Annotated in this window: 18 protein-coding genes; all 18 read right to left on the reverse strand. The window is 73.3% G+C overall.

The features are described 5' to 3' along the window. Positions 1 to 64: 64 nt before the first annotated feature. Positions 65 to 2044: a DUF5107 domain-containing protein gene (locus GCG21_RS04850; RefSeq protein WP_152818150.1), complete on the reverse strand. Its 1980-nt coding sequence runs from the start codon at positions 2042 to 2044 to the stop codon at positions 65 to 67. 39 nt (positions 2045 to 2083) lie between these two features. Then, positions 2084 to 2572 (reverse strand): transcription antitermination factor NusB, encoded by a 489-nt coding sequence (gene nusB / locus GCG21_RS04855; RefSeq protein WP_370517282.1) that lies wholly within the window; start codon positions 2570 to 2572, stop codon positions 2084 to 2086. Next, entirely contained in the window at positions 2572 to 3135 is a 564-nt protein-coding gene (gene efp, locus GCG21_RS04860) for an elongation factor P (protein ID WP_153877937.1), read from the reverse strand. Before efp ends, nusB begins: the two co-directional genes overlap by 1 nt. Before the next feature lie 117 nt (positions 3136 to 3252). Next, a complete protein-coding gene (locus GCG21_RS04865; RefSeq protein WP_152818151.1) occupies positions 3253 to 3633 on the reverse strand; it encodes a hypothetical protein in 381 nt (126 codons plus the stop codon). Further along, positions 3634 to 4278 carry a winged helix-turn-helix domain-containing protein gene (locus tag GCG21_RS04870; RefSeq protein WP_227993236.1) on the reverse strand — a complete coding sequence of 215 codons (645 nt, stop codon included), beginning with the start codon at positions 4276 to 4278 and terminating at the stop codon, positions 3634 to 3636. A gap of 10 nt (positions 4279 to 4288) precedes the next feature. Further along, positions 4289 to 4777 carry a type II 3-dehydroquinate dehydratase gene (locus tag GCG21_RS04875; RefSeq protein WP_370517283.1) on the reverse strand — a complete coding sequence of 163 codons (489 nt, stop codon included), beginning with the start codon at positions 4775 to 4777 and terminating at the stop codon, positions 4289 to 4291. Beyond that, positions 4774 to 5871, reverse strand: coding sequence for a 3-dehydroquinate synthase (gene aroB / locus GCG21_RS04880; protein ID WP_152818152.1), 1098 nt, complete (start codon positions 5869 to 5871; stop codon positions 4774 to 4776). The genes GCG21_RS04875 and aroB overlap by 4 nt, the downstream gene beginning before the upstream one ends. Continuing rightward, positions 5871 to 6392, reverse strand: a complete 522-nt coding sequence (locus tag GCG21_RS04885; RefSeq protein ID WP_228760163.1) for a shikimate kinase — start codon at positions 6390 to 6392, stop codon at positions 5871 to 5873. Before GCG21_RS04885 ends, aroB begins: the two co-directional genes overlap by 1 nt. Before the next feature lie 95 nt (positions 6393 to 6487). Then, a complete protein-coding gene (aroC, locus tag GCG21_RS04890) occupies positions 6488 to 7705 on the reverse strand; it encodes a chorismate synthase (protein ID WP_152818154.1) in 1218 nt (405 codons plus the stop codon). Between the two features lie 114 nt (positions 7706 to 7819). After that, positions 7820 to 8389, reverse strand: a complete 570-nt coding sequence (locus GCG21_RS04895; RefSeq protein WP_152818155.1) for an A24 family peptidase — start codon at positions 8387 to 8389, stop codon at positions 7820 to 7822. A 63-nt stretch (positions 8390 to 8452) separates the two neighbouring features. Continuing rightward, a complete protein-coding gene (locus GCG21_RS04900) occupies positions 8453 to 9328 on the reverse strand; it encodes a shikimate dehydrogenase (RefSeq protein ID WP_370517284.1) in 876 nt (291 codons plus the stop codon). Beyond that, positions 9325 to 10482: an endolytic transglycosylase MltG gene (gene mltG / locus GCG21_RS16610; protein WP_152818156.1), complete on the reverse strand. Its 1158-nt coding sequence runs from the start codon at positions 10480 to 10482 to the stop codon at positions 9325 to 9327. The genes GCG21_RS04900 and mltG overlap by 4 nt, the downstream gene beginning before the upstream one ends. Then, positions 10479 to 10982 carry a Holliday junction resolvase RuvX gene (gene ruvX / locus GCG21_RS04910; protein ID WP_152818157.1) on the reverse strand — a complete coding sequence of 168 codons (504 nt, stop codon included), beginning with the start codon at positions 10980 to 10982 and terminating at the stop codon, positions 10479 to 10481. The genes mltG and ruvX overlap by 4 nt, the downstream gene beginning before the upstream one ends. Continuing rightward, positions 10975 to 13650 (reverse strand): alanine--tRNA ligase, encoded by a 2676-nt coding sequence (gene alaS, locus GCG21_RS04915; RefSeq protein ID WP_152818158.1) that lies wholly within the window; start codon positions 13648 to 13650, stop codon positions 10975 to 10977. Before alaS ends, ruvX begins: the two co-directional genes overlap by 8 nt. 97 nt (positions 13651 to 13747) lie before the next feature. Then, positions 13748 to 14095: a hypothetical protein gene (locus tag GCG21_RS04920; RefSeq protein WP_152818159.1), complete on the reverse strand. Its 348-nt coding sequence runs from the start codon at positions 14093 to 14095 to the stop codon at positions 13748 to 13750. Next, positions 14095 to 14448, reverse strand: a complete 354-nt coding sequence (locus GCG21_RS04925; RefSeq protein WP_152818160.1) for a DUF948 domain-containing protein — start codon at positions 14446 to 14448, stop codon at positions 14095 to 14097. Before GCG21_RS04925 ends, GCG21_RS04920 begins: the two co-directional genes overlap by 1 nt. A 102-nt stretch (positions 14449 to 14550) precedes the next feature. Further along, positions 14551 to 15180: a 30S ribosomal protein S4 gene (rpsD, locus tag GCG21_RS04930; RefSeq protein WP_152818161.1), complete on the reverse strand. Its 630-nt coding sequence runs from the start codon at positions 15178 to 15180 to the stop codon at positions 14551 to 14553. A gap of 212 nt (positions 15181 to 15392) precedes the next feature. Beyond that, entirely contained in the window at positions 15393 to 16895 is a 1503-nt protein-coding gene (locus GCG21_RS04935; protein WP_153877927.1) for a replication-associated recombination protein A, read from the reverse strand. Positions 16896 to 16902: the final 7 nt, after the last annotated feature.

Below are 16902 nucleotides of genomic sequence, written 5' to 3' on the forward strand. Positions count from 1 at the left end.
GCCGATCCGGCCACGGCCCGGGCGCGGGCACGTGACACGGGCCACGTCCCGGGCGGGCGCCCGGCTAGGCCCCGGCCGGGTCGGTCTTCATCCGGAAGTCGAGGTGCCGGGGGATGTCGATCGCGCCGGGATCGTGATCGCCGCGCGCCCGTCGATAGTCGATCCACAGGTCCGTGAGCACCGTGTCGCCCTCCTGCAGGTCGGGCACCTCGAGGTCGGCGAGCAGTGCGCCGGCCCGGTCGAGCCGGCCGGCACCGACCGCGGCGCGCGCCTCGGCGAGGCGGATCCTGCCCGCCCGGCGCAGGTCGGCGGGGAGCGCGTCGATCCGGTCGAGGGCGTCGTCGTGGGCTCCGACGGCGAGGAGGGCGTCGAGGCCCTCCCGCAGCAGCGGGAGGAACTCGGGCACGAGGGCCAGCGCCCTGCGGTAGCAGTCGGCGGCCTCCTCGGGCCGGCCGCGATGGTCGAGCACCCGGGCGAGGTGGCGCCAGGCCCAGGCGGTGGGCTCGGCCTCGAGCGAGCGTCGGAAGAAGTCCTCGGCGGCCGCGGGCTCGTCCCGCGCGGCGGCGAGCACCCCGCGGTGCAGCAGCGCCTGCCAGCCGGTCATCTCGGCCAGGTGGGCGTCCCACTGCTGGTCGACCTGGTAGGACCGCGGCGGCACGGACGGGTCGCCGGACCAGTCGCGGGCGCCCTCGAGCACGGCGACCCAGTCGCGCTGATCGGCACCGAGCGTGCCGGCGGTGAAGGGGGTGCCGGGCCGGTCCACCCGTTCCCTTCCGCCCATGAGCCGCTGCCGCAGCGCGCCCCAGCCGGATCCGGCCTCGATCACCTCGATCGGCTCGGCGTCGACCCATTCGGCCGTGCGCTCGAGCACCTCCTCGAGGTCGATCCCCCCGAGCATGACCTGGATCGCCGACTCCCCCTGCTCGCGCGCGGCCGCCCAGTCCCGGCCGTGGGAGACGGCGGGATCGGTGTGCAGCGGGCCGTAGGCCTCGACCCACTGCCAGCTCGCCCCCGGCGGCATGCGCAGGTGCTCGAGCTGGGTGCGCGCGAGCCCCGCCTGGATCTCCAGGTAGGGGGCGCCGGGGCCCGAGAGCCATTCCTGCCAGTGCTGCCCGCCGCGGCCACTCCCCCACAGGAACAGCTTGCGGCCCTGCAGCCGGCTCGTGGAGACCTGTCCGAGGCCCGACCCCGTGCCGTCCACCGCCGCGATCCACGGGCGGGAGGTGGCGGTGACGTCGAAGAAGTAGTCGGCGGCGTCGTGGGCCCGGGCGGAGTAGGTGAGGTCGGCTCGCCCCGGTGCGGGCACGGGTACGGGCACGGAGTTGATGATCCCGGAGTAGTCGAACTTCCAGGCGGCGTCGGCCGGGGCGAGCACGCGCACGTCGTCGTTCTCCGGCACCGCGATATTCGACCACCAGTACATCGGCACGTCGGCGTCGGTGGGATTGACGATGCGCACATGCACCGCGAGCACGGCCGATCCCGCGGGCAGCCAGGCGTCGACCTGGTAGACGACGCCGCGCAGCCGCTCGTATTCGTACATCCGGATCACGGGTTCGCCGTCGGGGCCCCGCACGCGGGCGGTGTGGAGCGGCTCCGCGGTGAGGACCGTGTGGCCGATCGTGCCGATGTTCCACTCGACCCCGCCGGCGACCCAGGCGTTGCGCAGCGCGAAGTGGGCGGGCTGGAGCAGCTCGTTGCGGTGGAGGAGCTCGGTCGTGACGCCCGTCGCCGGGTCCGTCGCCTCGAGCGACCACAGTCGCCCGCCCATGCCCAGGAGGAACTCGGCCCGCAGGCGCTCGTTCTCCAGCACGACGACGTCGACCTCGGCCGGGGTGCGATCCCGGCCGTAGGAGTCCTGGTCGAGATAGGGAAGCACGGACGAGACCCGGCCGTAGCGGGCGCCCGCAAGCATCTCCTCGTCGGCGTCCCCGGCCCCCTCGACCTGATGGATGTCCCAGCCGCTGAACAGCGGGGGCAGCGGATTGGGGGAGTCGATCGGCGCGGCGCTCAGGCGGCGGGTGGCGCGGGTCAGGGACGTCATCGTGCAGCCTCATTCATGGCGGTGGGGTCGGGGCCGGCGTCAGGCCTTGAGTTGGAGGATCCGTCCGAGCAGCCCGTTGACGAAGCCCGGCGACTCGTCCGTGGACAGGTCTCCCGCCAGGGCGACGGCCTCGTCGATGGCGACGGCGTCCGGCACCTCGTCGTTGTAGAGCAGTTCCCACGCCCCGACCCGCAGGATGGCGCGGTCGACCGCGGGCATGCGTTCGAGGGTCCAGCCGTGGGAGTAGGTCGAGATCTCCTCGTCGATGCGGGCGAGGTGGGCGCTGACGCCCTGGGCGATCTCGACGCTGTATTCCGGCAGCCCGGTCTCGCGTCCCGGTTCCACGATCCGCTCGCGCAGCACCTCGACGATGACCTCGTCGAGGTGTCGCCCGGGAGTCGGCTCGGGCTCCGGTTCGTCGTCGCGGCGCCCCGTCGGGTTCTCCGGCTGCCGGGACGTGACGACGCGCTGATCGGCCTCGAAGATCAGGTCGATCGCCCGCTTGCGGGCCTTGGTGCGAGCGGCCACTAGTCGTTCGCGCGTCCGAGATACTCACCCGTGCGGGTGTCCACCCGCACCTTCGTGCCGATGTCGAGGAAGAGCGGCACCTGGAGCTCGTACCCGGTCTCCACGGTGGCCGGCTTGGTGCCGGCGTTCGACCGGTCGCCCTGCAGGCCCGGTTCGGTGAAGGTGATCTCGAGGTTCACGGCCGTCGGCAGGTCGATGTAGAGCACCTGCCCGTCGTGCATCGCGAGCGTGGCGATGGCCCCCTCGAGGAGGTAGTGGGCGGTGTCGCCGACGAGGTCGACGGGCACGACGATCTGCTCGTAGTCGGAGGTGTCCATGAAGACGAAGTCCTCGCCCTCCTTGTACAGGTACTGCATGTCGCGCCGGTCGACGTTCGCGGTCTCGACCTTGAGGCCGGCGTTGAAGGTCTTCGAGACGGTCTTCCCGCTCGGGATCGCCTTGAGCTTCGTGCGCACGAACGCCGGCCCCTTGCCCGGCTTCACGTGCAGGAACTCGACCACGGACCACAACTGTCCTTCGAGGTTGAGTACCATGCCGTTCTTCAGATCATTCGTGGTTGCCACTGGCCGTCCTTCGTCGCGGGAGTCTGCTCCCTCTAGGCTACCCTCCTGCGCCACGGGCGACCGACACCGACCGGTGTGGCCCGCCGCGGCCGACCACAGCCCACACGACCCACACGCCTACACCACCGCCGAGACGGCGGCCGAGCCCGCGACCCCGAGCGCGGCGGCCCAGAGCAGCGAGGCGAGGGTGCCGATGATGAACCGTTCCGAGACGCCGGCTCCGGCGCGGAGTTCGGGGAAGCGACCGAGCCCCTTGATCGCCACGATCACGGCGATCGCGGCCGGATACCCCACGAGGATCGCGCCGGTCGTGGCGACCCGCTCGAGGATTCCGATCCACCGGCCGCCGCGCAAGACCTCGGCGGGATCGAGCTCTCCGCCGCCCGGCCGCCGGTGCCGATTCGGCGCGAGCAGGAGGCGCACGAGCGGGCTCCCGGCCAGGCCCGATACCACGAGGGCGACGACCGCGATGAGCCCGACGAGCAGCGGGGTGGGCATTCAGTCCTCCTCGAGGGGTTCGTCCCCGGACGAGCGCGGGTCGGCTGCGCGGTGCAGCGCGATGAGCAGCTCTCGCAGGAGTGGCTCGACGGCCTGCACCTCGGCCCATCGGGCCGCTCGCAGGCGCTGGCTCACGGCCGCGGGGCTGATACCGAGGCGGTCCGACACGGCGGCCTGGGTCGTGCCGGGCAGCAGGTCGATCACCTCCCAGCCCGCGTCGCTGCGGCGGCGCTCGATGGAGGCCACGAGTCGCATGAGCGCCTCGGCATGGTCGACCTCCGCGCCCCGGGAGGGCCGGCTCCAGTCGACCGCCACCGGCACGGGGACGGCCTTGCTGCGCGCCCGCTCGACCGCCCGGCGCGCCGCCACGAAGACCGGCCCGCGAGAGGCGGCCGAGGTCCGGGCCAGCTCCTCCACCGGGCCGGCCCCGATTCCGACGGCCCAGTGCCCGTGCCGATTGAGCCGGGCCGCGGCGCGGATCACGTCGGCGGCGTCGCCGAGCACGCCCTGGATCTCGTCGCCGACCGTGCGCTCGAAGGCGCGCACCGTGCGCAGGCCGGGGGCGGCGGCGAGCGCCTCGAGGATGGCCGGCACGCGGTCCGGCGACCGCTGCGACGCGTGCTGATCGGCCGTGATCACGAACATGGAGTCAAGGCTATCGGCTTGATTCTTTCGGATCAAGCCCCCTGGCCGCCGGGTGCGCGGCCGCGTCGGCGAGTGCGCTCAGGGCCAGTCGATAGGAGTGCGACCCGAAGCCGGCGATCGTGCCGGTCGCGACGCCCGCGACGACCGAGAGGTGTCGGAACCGCTCACGGGTGGCGGGATTCGTCAGGTGCACCTCGATGAGGCGGCCACCGGCCGTGCCCACCTGGGCGGCCGCGTCGCGCACGGCATAGGCGTAGTGGGTGAAGGCCGCCGGGTTGAGCACGACGTCGCAGCCCGCATCCGCGGCCTCGTGCAACCAGTGCACGAGTTCGGCCTCGGAGTCGGTCTGGCGCACGTCGACCTCGAGGCCGAGCTCCGCCGCCCAGGACCCGATGGCGCGGGTGATCTCGGCGTGGTCGAGCCGGCCGTAGACGTCCGGTTCGCGTGAGCCGAGCCGCCCGAGGTTGGGACCGTTGAGCACGAGCACGCGCCTCGTCACAGCAGCACCGTCCGGTTCGCGGGGGCGGCCTCGCTGATCTCGGCGTACGCGGCCACGAGGAGCGTCGGGTCGGGCCCCTCGAGCCGGGTGGGCCGTGCCAGCCCGTCGAGCACCACGAACCGCAACAGGCTGCCCCGGGCCTTCTTGTCGCGGCGCATCGCGTCGAGCAGCTGCGGCCAGCGGTCGCCCCGGTACGTTGTCGGCAGCCCGAGGAGCGTGAGCACGCGCCGGTGCCGCTCGACGATCTCCTCGTCGAGGTGTCCGGCCAGGCGCGCGAGCTCGGCGACGTACATCATCCCGACGCTCACGGCCGCGCCGTGGCGCCACTGGTAGCGCTCCGCGAGCTCGATCGCGTGGGCGAGGGTGTGCCCGTAGTTGAGGATCTCCCGCAGGTGGGACTCCCGCAGGTCGGCGCTCACGACGTCCGCCTTGACCCGGACGGCCCGGTGCACGAGTTCGGCGAGGGTGTCCGAGGCCGGATCGGTCGCGCCCTGCGGATCGGACTCGATGAGGTCGAGGATGGCCGGATCGGCGATGAAGCCCGCCTTGACCACCTCGGCCAGCCCGGCCACCAGCTCGTTGCGGGGCAGGGACTCGAGGGTGGCGAGGTCGGCGAGCACGCCCACGGGGGAATGGAACGCACCCACGAGGTTCTTGCCGTCCGGGGTGTTGATCCCCGTCTTTCCGCCCACCGCGGCGTCGACCATGCCGAGCAGCGTCGTCGGGATCTGGACCACCCGGACCCCCCGCAGCCAGGTCGCCGCCACGAAGCCGGCGAGGTCGGTCGTGGCGCCGCCGCCGATGCCGACGATCGCGTCGGAGCGGGTGAAGGAGGCCTGGCCGAGGACTCCCCAGCAGAAGGCGGCGACCTGACCGGTCTTGGCCTCCTCCGCGTCCGGGACCTCGGCGATGAACGCCTCGTAGCCGTGGGCCAGGAGATCCTCCCGGACCGCTGCGGCGGTCGTGGCCAGCGCGTGGGGTGCGAGCAGGAGCACCTTGCACGGTTCGCCGAGGAGCCGCGGGAGTTCGCCCAGGAGCGCCCGCCCGATGGTCACCTCGTAATCGTGCTCGGCGCTGATCGAGACGGTGTTCATCAGTCCTCGTCCTTCCGGTCGCCGCGACGGGACAGGTCCGCGAGTCCATCGAGGACCCGCCGGGTCACGCCGTCGGGCTCGACGTCGTCGGTGTCGACGGTGATCGTCGCGCAGCCCCGATAGATCGGCGCGCGTTCGCGCATGAGCCGCAGCCACTCGCGCCGGGGACTGCCGAGCAGCAGCGGCCGGCTGCCGGTCAGCCCGACCCGGGGTGCGGCGGCGGCGAGGCTCGCCATGAGGAGCACGACGGTGTGTGCGGCGAGATCCCGGCGGGTCTCGGGATCGAGGACCGCGCCGCCTCCGAGGGAGACCACCCCGCTCTCGCGGCTCAGCGCGGTGATGACCGCCGCCCGTTCCCGCTCCCGGAAGTAGGCCTCGCCGTGGTCGATGAAGATCTCGGGGATCTTCATGCCGGTCGTCGCCTCGATCGAGGCGTCGGTGTCGATGAACGGCACGTCGAGCGCGAGGGCGAGCCGTCGACCCACGGTCGACTTGCCCGCCCCGGGCGGCCCGATGATCACGATGAGCCGGTCGCCTCCCTCCGGTTGAACCGGTTGAACCGGCTGAACCGGATCACTCGGCCGGCCGTGCCGGCTCGGCTCATTCTGCGGGCCGGTCATCGCATGGCCGCCGGGATCGCGTCGGTGTAGGCGGCCAGGTTGCGCGCGACCTCGGTGAGCGAGTCGCCGCCGGTCTTCTCGAGCAGCGCCTCCGCGAGCACGAGGGCGACCATGGCCTCGGCGACGACGGCGGCCGGGGCGGCCGCGCAGACGTCGGAACGCTGATGGATGGCCGTGGCGGCCTCGCCCGTGGCGACGTCGATCGTCGCGAGCGCCCGGGGCACGGTGGAGATCGGCTTGAGCGCCGCGCGCACCCGGAGCACCTCGCCGTTGCTCATCCCGCCCTCGACTCCGCCGGCGCGGTTGGTGAGCCGGTGGATCGCCCCGTCCTCGCCTCGGGCGATCTCGTCGTGGGCCACGCTGCCGCGGCGGGTGGCGGTGAGGAACCCGTCGCCGACCGCGACGCCCTTGATCGCCTGGATGCCCATGAGCGCACCCGCGAGCCGGGCATCGAGCCGGCGGTCCGAGTGCACGTACGACCCGAGGCCGGGGGGCATGCCGTAGGCGAGCACCTCGACGACGCCGCCGAGCGTGTCGCCGTCCTTCTTGGCGTCGTCGATCTCGTCGATCATCTCCGCCGCGGTCGCCTCGTGGTGACAGCGGATCGGGTTCGCGTCGAGGGCGGCCACGTCGTCCGGTCCGGGCAGGGGCGCGCCGTCGGGCACGGCGACCGGGCCGACGGAGACGACGTGGGACACGAGGCGGATGCCCGCGGCCTGGTCGAGCAGGGCGGCGGCGACGGTGGCCAGGGCCACCCGGGTCGCGGTCTCGCGCGCCGAGGCGCGCTCGAGCACGGGCCGGGCCTCGTCGAATCCGTATTTGGCCATGCCCACGAGGTCCGCGTGCCCGGGGCGGGGCCGGGTCAGGGGCCGATTCCGGGCGATCTCCCGGGTGTCACCCACCCCGGCGTCCACCTGGAGCAGCTCGGGGGCGACCGGATCGGCGGACATGACCGCCTCCCACTTGGGCCATTCGGAGTTGCCGATCTCGATCGCGACCGGGCCCCCCTGGGTCCGTCCATGGCGGACGCCCGTGAGCATCCGCACTGCGTCGGCCTCGAACTTCATCCGGGCGCCCCGGCCGTAGCCGAGTCGGCGGCGGGCCAGCGCCGCGGCGACGTCGGCCGAGGCCACCTCGACGCCCGCCGGCATCCCCTCGATGATCCCCACGAGCGCTTGACCGTGAGATTCTCCGGCCGTCAACCATCTGAGCATGGGCCTCAGTCTGTCACGTCCGGCCGGTGCCGCGATCCCCGGGCCGTGATCGGGCCGCGCCGGTCCCGCGCCGGGCCCACGCCGGCCCCGGGATGGGCCGGGATGGGACCGGGGTCAGGAGCCGGAGACCGTGAGCGCGATCCCGGCGACCGAGCCGAGGATGAGCCAGGGGCCGAACGCGAGGTGATCGCGCACCCCGGTCCGCCGCAGCGCGAGTCCGATGAGCGCGACCACTCCCCCGCACACGAAGCCGGCGAGGATCCCGGTGAGCGCCGCCTGCCATCCGAACCAGCCGAGCACGGTGCCGAGGACGGCCGCGAGTTTGACGTCCCCGAGGCCCAGTCCGGTCGGGCTGGCGAGCGCGAGCAGGAGGAACCCCGCGCCGACGACGATGCCGGCGAGGAGCGCCCGGCCCCAGGGCTGCCAGGAACCGCTCTCCCAGGCGGCCGCGGCGGTGCCGGTCACGGCCACGGCGGCCGCCGCGAGCACGATCCGGTCGGGCAGCCGGTGCACGGCGAGGTCGATCGTCACGAGCAGGCCGGCGGCGACCGCCAGCCCGGTGAAGGTGACCCGCTCGGACCAGGTTCCGGCCGCGAGCGTACCCGCGGCGGCGAGGAGCGCGGCGACGAGGGCGTGCAGGCCAGATCCGAGCCACGGCGAGTCGGCGTCCGCGAGGCGCCGCATCCACGGCGTCAGGCCCAGGGCGACGAGGCCGGCGACGGCCGCGCACGCGAGCGCGACCAGGGCTCAGCCCCCCGCGAGGGCCAGGTCGAGGGCGGTGCGCATCGGCTCCACGGCCGGGCTCCGGCCCGTCATGAGCCGGACCTGCTCGACGGCCTGGTGCAGGAGCATGTCGGATCCGGGCACCGCCGTGCCGCCGGCGCCACGCCAGGCGAGCGGGAAGGCGGTCGGCCAGCCCTCGTAGACCACGTCGAGGAGCACCTGTCCGTGCCCGAGGCGCACCCCCTCGACGAGGGGCACGAGCCGGTCGGAGGCGCCGCCCGGGATGGTCGAGACGACGACGTCGGCCGAGCGGACGAGGGCGCCCGCCCGGGGTGAGTCGAGCGAGACGAGCTCGGGCTCGACCCCCATCGAGTTCGCCGCGCGGATGACGGCGCCGGCCCGGCCCTTCGACCGCACGAGCACGGCCGGCCGGGTGATGCCCAGCTCGCCGAGGGCGGCGACGGCCGAGGCGGCCGTGGCCCCCCCGCCGACGATCACGCCGGTGGGCCGGGACGAACCGGAGTCCGCGCCGGCGAGGCGGACCGCCGTGGCGATTCCGTAGACGTCGGTGTTCGCGCCGACCTTGAGCCCACCGGCGGAGAAGAGCAGCGTGTTGACGGCGCCGACCGCCTCGGCCAGGGGCTCGACCGCGTCGAGCAGGCCGAGCACGGTGCGCTTGAGCGGCATCGTGAGCGAGAGGCCGGCCCATTCGGGCCCGCAGCCGGCGACGAAGCCGGCGAGGCCGTCCTCGGTCACGTCGTGGCTCGTGTACCGCCAGTCCGTGAGCCCGAGGGATGCGTAGGCCGCCCGATGCAGCACCGGCGAGAGCGAATGGGCGATCGGATGCCCGAGCACCCCCGCCCGCGCGGGTCCGCCGGCGCGGGGGGCCGGGGCGCTCACTCGCCGGTCTCCGTGGGAGCCGAGGTCTGCTCCCGGAGCCACTGCCGGTACTCCTCCTGGTTCTTCAGATGCTGCTTGAGGTCGTCGGTGAACTTCGTCTCCTGGGTCTCGAGGTTGACGCTCACGAAGTAGCACCAGTCCCCGGCCGGCGGATCGAGCACCGCGTCGATCGCGCCCGTTCCGGGGGCGCCGATCGGCGTGGGCGGGAGTCCGGGCGGACCCTCCCGGCCGTTGTACGGGTCGTCCTTGCGCCACTCCTCGGAGGTGATGTCGTTCGCCTTCTTGCCGAGTCGGTAGACGTACGTGGCGTCCATCCCGAGCCGGCCGTCGCCGGAGCAGCCCTCGAGCCTGTTCTCGACGACGCGGGCGATCTTGCCCCAGTACTGCTCGGTCCCCTCCTTCTCGACGATCGAGGCCTTGATGAGGAGCGCCTCGCGCTCCTTCTCGGGGACCTCGCGGGCGTCCAGTTCGGAGATCATCTTGTCGAGCATGCGCTCCAGCACGCTCGCGGGAGTGTCGTCGGGGCTCAGGGTGTAGGTGCTCGGGAAGAGCCAGCCCTCGAGTTCCCCTCCGGCCGACTCCGGCAGGGCGCTCGCCGCGAGCTTCTCGGCCGCGGCCTCGACGTCCTCGACCGGGACCATGAGCAGGTCGGCCATCTTCCCGTAGATCTGCGCCACGGTCCACCCCTCGGGCACTGTGAGGCGCAGGTCGATTCGGCTGGCCGGGTCGAGCAGCGCGGCCACGGCGTCGACGGACCGCATCCCCTCCTGCAGCTCGTAGGTCCCGGCCTGGATGGACGTGGCGTTCGGGTTGGCGCTGTAGGCGTTCGTGAACGCCTCGACCGTCTTGACGACGCCCGCATCGGTCAGGGTCTCCCCGATGGCCGTGCCGGAGTCGCCGTCGTCGACGACGACCTCCACGCTCCCCTGCCCGGGGCCGGGAAAGTCGTTGCTCTCGGGTGGGGTGTGGGTGAGCAGGGGCCGGATGAAGACGACGGCCCCGCCGACGAGCAGCACGAGCGCCAGCACCATGACCAGGAACGAGACGACGTTCTTGCGCCGCTGGTTGCGGCGGCGCGCCGCCGCCCGGCGATGGCTGCGCGAGGGCGGGGCCGGTGCCTCGTCCCCGGCGGGTTCGTGGAACAGATCCGTCACGCCTGGGTCTCTTTCGTCCGATCAACGGGGGTGGGCGGCAGGTGCTCGCCGGGTGGGCGGCCCGTGCTGCGCTCCAGGTCGAGGGCGGATTGGAGGATCATCACCGCCGCGACCTGGTCGACGACACTGCGATGGCGGCGACCGGAGCGTCCGGAGGCGTGCATCGCCTGATGCGCGCTGACCGTGGTCAGCCGTTCATCGACCATCCGGACGGGGACCGTCACGGCCGCTGCCAGGTCGCCAGCATACGCCCGTGCGGCGGCGGCTGCAGCCCCCTCCTTTCCCTGGAGGGTCCGGGGGAGGCCGACGATCACCTCGACCGCCTCGAGCTCGGCGACGATTCCGGCGATCTCGGCCACGGTCCGGTCCGCTCCCGTGCGCGGCCTCGTGATCGTGCTCACGGGCGTGGCGAGGGTGCCGCGCGGATCGCTCCGCGCGACGCCGATGCGCACGCTGCCGATGTCGAGGCCGAGGCGGACGCCGGGGCGCGGGTCAGCCATGGGCGGCCGCCAGCTCGTCGGACAGGGCCGCCACGGCCGCGCCGGTCGCGGCCGGATCGGTCCCGCCCCCCTGGGCGAGGTCGTCCTTCCCGCCGCCACCGCCGCCGAGACGGGTCGCGGCGACACGCACGAGGGCACCGGCCTTGACGCCGGCCGCCCGCGCGGCCGGGTTCACCGCGACGACCACGACGGGCCGCTCCCCCGCGACTCCGACGAGGGCGACGACGGCGGGCTCGGCGCCGCTGCGCTCCCGCAGGTCGAGGGCGAGGGTGCGCACGTCGTCGGCCGATCCGACCGGACCCAGGTCCGCGACGATCACGCGCAGGGCCCCGATGCGAGCCGCCCCGTCGAGCAGCGAGCCCGCGCGGGCGAGCACCTGCTCGGCCCGCATCGTGGCCACCTCCCGTTCGGCGTCCTTGAGCCGGGTGAGCAGGCCGGAGATCCGCTCGGGAAGCTCCTCCCCGCGCGCGCCGACCAGCTGGGACAGCTGGCCGACGAGCGCATGCTCGCGGGCGTGGAACTCGTGCGCCCCGGTTCCCACGAGGGCGTCGATCCGCCGCACGCCCGAGCCGATGCTCGCCTCGCTCAGCAGGGTGATCCGTCCGATCCTCCCGGAGCTGGCCACGTGGGTGCCCCCGCACAGCTCCCTGGACCAGTCGCCGCCCACGGAGACCACGCGGACGCGGCTGCCGTACTTCTCGCCGAAGAGGGCCATCGCCCCGGCCGCGCGCGCGTCGTCCAGGTCCATGACCTGATCGGTCACCTCGAGGTCGTCCATCAGCCGGGCGTTGGCGCGCTCCTCGACCTCGCTCAGCGCCCCGGCGGGCAACCCGGTGCCGGATCGGAAGTCGAACCTCACCCGGGAGGGCGCGTTCTCCGAGCCGGCCTGGGTCGCGGTGTCCCCGAGCGCCTCCCGGACCGCCTTGTGCACGATGTGCGTCGCGGTGTGGGCGCGGCTGATCGCGAGGCGCCGGGTGGTGGAGATCGCGGCGAGGGCCCCCTCGTCGAGCGTGATCGAGCCGTCGACGAGCCGGCCGCGGTGGAGCGGCATCCCCTTGATCGGGGCCTGGACGTCGTCGACCTCGACGAGCCCGCCGCCGTCGAGGCGCAGGGTGCCGTGGTCGGCGAGCTGGCCCCCGGCCTCGGCGTAGAACGGGGTCGCGGCGAGGATGACCTCGACGTCGGCCGGGGCGTGCGCCGCGGGCACGGGCACCCCGTCGGCGAGGAGGCCGACGACCCGGGAGCGGGCCTCGGACTCGTCGTAGCCGAGGAAGGTGACCGGCGCATCGAGCTCGGCGCGCAGCTGCTGGTAGGCCTGGGTGTCGGCGTGGCCGGCCCGTTTGGCGAGCGCGTCCGTGCGGGCGCGCTGCTTCTGCTCGGTCATGAGACGACGGAAGGTGGCCTCGTCGACGCTCAGTCCCCGCTCGGCCGCCATCTCCAGGGTGAGGTCGATCGGGAACCCGTGCGTGTCGTGCAGGGCGAAGGCGTCGGCGCCGGGGAGCACGTCGACGCCGGCCTCCTCGAGCCGGGCCACGGCGCCGGTGAGCAGGCTGAGCCCGGACTCCAGGGTGCGCCGGAAGGAGGCCTCCTCGGTGTAGGCGATCCGCGAGATCCGGTCGAACTCGGCGTCGAGCTCGGGGTAGGACTCCTTCATGGCGTCCTTGGAGGTGGGCAGCAGCACCGGCAGCGCCTCCTGCTCCACGCCGAGGAGCCGGACGGCGCGGATCGCGCGCCGCAGCAGCCGCCGCAGCACGTAGCCCCGCCCCTCGTTGCCCGGGCGGATGCCGTCGCCGATGAGCATGAGCGCCGAGCGCACATGGTCGGCGACCACGCGCATGCGGACGTCGTCCTCGTGGTTCTCGCCGTACTTCTTGCCGGAGAGCCGCTCGGTGGCCGCGATCACCGGGTAGACCTGGTCGATCTCGTACAGGTTGTCCACGCCCTGCTTGAGCAGCGCGACCCGCTCGAGGCCCATGCCGGTGTCGATGTTCTTCTGGGTCAGGTCCCCGAGGATCGGGAAGTCGTCCTTCGTGCCGCCGTCCCCGCGCTCGTACTGCATGAACACGAGGTTCCAGATCTCGAGGTATCGGTCCTCGTCGACGACGGGACCGCCCTCGGCTCCGTAGGCGGGGCCGCGGTCGATGTAGATCTCGGAGCACGGCCCGGCCGGCCCGCGGGCGCCGGTGGACCAGTAGTTGTCGGCCATGCCGCGGCGCTGGATCCGCTCGGCGGGCAGTCCCGCGATCTCCTGCCAGAAGGCGGCTGCCTCGTGGTCGTCGGTATAGACGGTCACCCAGACGTCCGCGGGGTCGAAGCCGAGGCAGCCCTCCTCCTCCGCACCGGTGACGAACTCCCAGGCGTACCGGATCGCCTGCTCCTTGAAGTAGTCCCCGAAGGAGAAGTTTCCGTTCATCTGGAAGAACGTGCCGTGCCGGGTGGTCTTGCCCACCTCGTCGATGTCGGCGGTGCGCACGCACTTCTGCACGCTCGTGGCCCGCGACCACGGCGGCTGCTGCTCGGCGAGCATGTAGGGGATGAAGGGAACCATCCCGGCGATGACGAAGAGCGTCGAGGGATCCGGCGAGATGACCGAGCTCGAGGGCACCACGGCGTGGCCGCGGTCGGCGAAGAACGTGAGCCAACGGCGGCGGATCTCAGCGGTGCGCATGGGGACTTCCTTCGGTGCGAGACGAATGCGGGATGCGTGTGGGACGGGGCCGGTGGTGGCGGGTGGCCGGTGGTGGCAGGTGGTTGCAGGGGCCCGTTCAGAGATACAGGTCGGGGTCGTCGGAGTCCAACCCCCAGGTGTCGCGATCGGTGCGTGCGTCCGGGCGGCGGTGCCGCGACCGCGACCCGGCACCGGGCGACTGTCCGGGCGACTCACCGGCCGACTCGGAGCGCGCGAGCAGCGTATCGGTGAGCCGGCGCTCCTCCTCGGCCATGGCGGTCCTGAACTCCGCGGTCGCCTCGGTGAGGGACCCGGCGAGCCGGCCGATCGAGTCGGCCAGGTTGCCGGGCGCGAGGGTGCGCACGAACCCGGAGGCACGCTCGAGCCGTCGCAGTGCCACGACGGTCACCCCGACCCCGACCGCGACCCAGAACAGGCGTCGCATCAGCGGCCCCGGTCCTTGCGGAAGAACCCGCGGACGGCGAGGGAGAACGCGGCCGCCTTGACGAGCGGGGCGCCGACCGTGGCCGCGACGAGGGAGGTCATCGCCGAGATGTTCTGCGTCGTCTCGGCCGCGGCCGTGGTCATCGTGTCGATCTTGGCGAGCTGTCCGTTCGCGGTGGTGACGGTCTGGGCGGCCTCGTCGATCACCGGCAGGGTGTGCTCGGTCACGTCCCGGAGCGAGTCGGAGGCGGTGTCGAGCACGCGGCCGAGCTTGACGAGCGGCACGGCGAGCACGCCGACGAGGATGAGGAACGCCGCCGCCGCCAGGAGGCCGGCGATATCTCCAACGGACATGAGCTGCCTTTCGTCGCGGGGTACGACCGCGAGCCTATCGGGCCGGGAGGGAATGCCTGCGCCCCGGCAGCCGAGGCAACCGGGGCGCGGGCGCGAGGAGGATCAGCGCGAGTAGTACTCGACCACGAGCTGGACCTCGCACGTGATGGGCACCTCGGCGCGCTTGGGGCGACGGGCGAGCTCGAAGCGCAGCTTCTCGAGGTCGACCTGCAGGTACCCGGGCACCTCGGGCAGGACGCCCGCGTGCGCGCCGGCGGCGGCGACCTGGAACGGCACCGTCGTCTGGCTGCGCGGCTTGACCTGCACGACCTGGCCGACCTTGACCCGGTAGGAGGGGCGGTCCACGATCTTGCCGTCGACGAGGATGTGACGGTGGGTCACGGCCTGGCGGGCCTGGGCGATGGTGCGGCCGAAGCCGGCGCGCAGCACGAGCGCGTCGAGGCGCATCTCGAGCAGCTCGACCAGGGACTCACCGGTCAGGTACGGCTCGCGGCGGGCCTCGTCGAACACGCGGCGCAGCTGCACCTCGCGCAGCCCGTACTGGGCGCGCAGCCGCTGCTTCTCCTTGAGTCGGACCGCGTAGTCGGACTCGGTGCGGCGACGGGCGCGGCCGTGCTCGCCCGGCGGGTAGGGGCGCTTCTCGAAGTACTTGGCGGCCTTCGGCGTCAGGGCGAGGCCGAGGGCACGGGACTGGCGGACCTGGCGGCGCGCCTTCTGAGCGTGATTGCTCATACGTATTCCAGCTTTCTGTCGTTTCTACGTCACCCCGGCGACGGGTCCCGGTGGTTCCGGGGGCCGGGGTGGGGTCCACTCGTAGCGGCTAAGACCCCAGGGGTCCATGGCGGTGTTCGACGGCTGTTCGACGGCTGCTCGACAGCTGGTCGACGTCCGTTCGACAGCGCATGGCCCTGCGCCCAGGTGGGCGACCCCGATAGATTACCGCATCACCGCGTGGGGACGGCGCCCCCGCCGCGAGCAGGCCCGTCACCCGGGGTGTTCTTGGTCACCTCGTCGCCGCCGCGGGCGGGTCGCAGGAGGGAACGGATCCGCCCGAGCCGCTCCCCGATCGTGCGCTCGTAGCCGCGCTCGCTCGGCTCGTAGTAGCGCCGGTCCGCCAGGCCCGGCGGCAGGTAGGTCTGCTCGGCGACGGCGTGGGGGGCGTCGTGGGCGTACCGGTAGCCCTCCCCGTGGCCGAGGCCGTCCGCTCCCGCATAGTGGGTGTCGCGCAGATGGAGCGGCACCGGTTCGCTCCGGCCGGCCCGGACGTCGGCGAGGGCGGCGTCGACCGCGCGATAGGCGGCGTTCGACTTGGGCGCGGTCGCGATGTGCACGACCGCCTGCGAGAGCACGATCCGCGCCTCGGGCATGCCGATGAGGGCGACGGCCTGGGCGGCGGCGACGGCGGTCTGCAGGGCCGTCGGGTCGGCCATGCCGACCTCCTCGGAGGCGGCGATGACGAGCCGACGGGCGATGAATCGGGGGTCCTCCCCCGCCGCGACCATGCGGGCGAGATAGTGCAGGGAGGCGTCGACGTCCGAGCCGCGCAGCGACTTGATGAAGGCACTGATGACGTCGTAGTGCTGGTCCCCGGCCCGGTCGTAGCGCACGGCGGCGACGTCGATCGCCTTCTCCACGTCCTCGACGCCGATCCGGGCCGGGGCGGGACCGGTGCCGCCGTCGCCCGCTGTGCTCACGGGTGTCGCCGTGGTCGATACGGCCGTCGCCGGCACCCCGGACAGGGCCGTGCCCGCGGCCGCCTCGAGGATGGTGAGCGACTTGCGTGCGTCCCCGCCGGCGAGTCGCAGGAGCGTCGCCCGCGCCTCGTCCGTGAGCTCGACCCGGCCGCCGAGCCCGCGGGCATCGGCGACGGCCCGGGTGAGGAGCGAGTCGAGGTCCTCCGGGGTGAGGGGCTGGAGGGTGAGCATGATCGAGCGGGACAGCAGCGGTGAGATGACGGAGAAGCTCGGGTTCTCGGTCGTGGCCGCCACGAGCGTGACCCAGCGGTTCTCGACCGCGGGCAGGAGGGCGTCCTGTTGCGTCTTGGAGAAGCGGTGCACCTCGTCGATGAACAGGACCGTCTCCGTGGCGCCGCCCCGGCTCGTGGCGAGGCGGCGCCGGGCGGCGTCGACGACGGCACGCACGTCCTTGACACCCGCGGTCACCGCGGACAGTTCCGTGAACTCGCGCCCCGAGGTGCGGGCGACGAGGTAGGCCAGCGTCGTCTTCCCGGTCCCGGGCGGGCCCCACAGGATGACGGAGGCGGGCGGAAGCGCCCCGGGCGTCGGCCGGGCGATGAGCCGCTGCAGCGGGGATCCTGGTCCGAGCAGGTGCCCCTGACCGACGACCTCGGTCACGTCGGCGGGCCGCATCCGCACGGCGAGCGGCGCCCGCGCGTCGGCCAGGGGCACGCCGGCGTCGTCGGTCGCGACGGCCTCGAACAGATCCACGCCGCTC

The organism is Pseudactinotalea sp. HY160, assembly GCF_009372055.1.
Classification (GTDB): domain Bacteria; phylum Actinomycetota; class Actinomycetes; order Actinomycetales; family Beutenbergiaceae; genus HY158.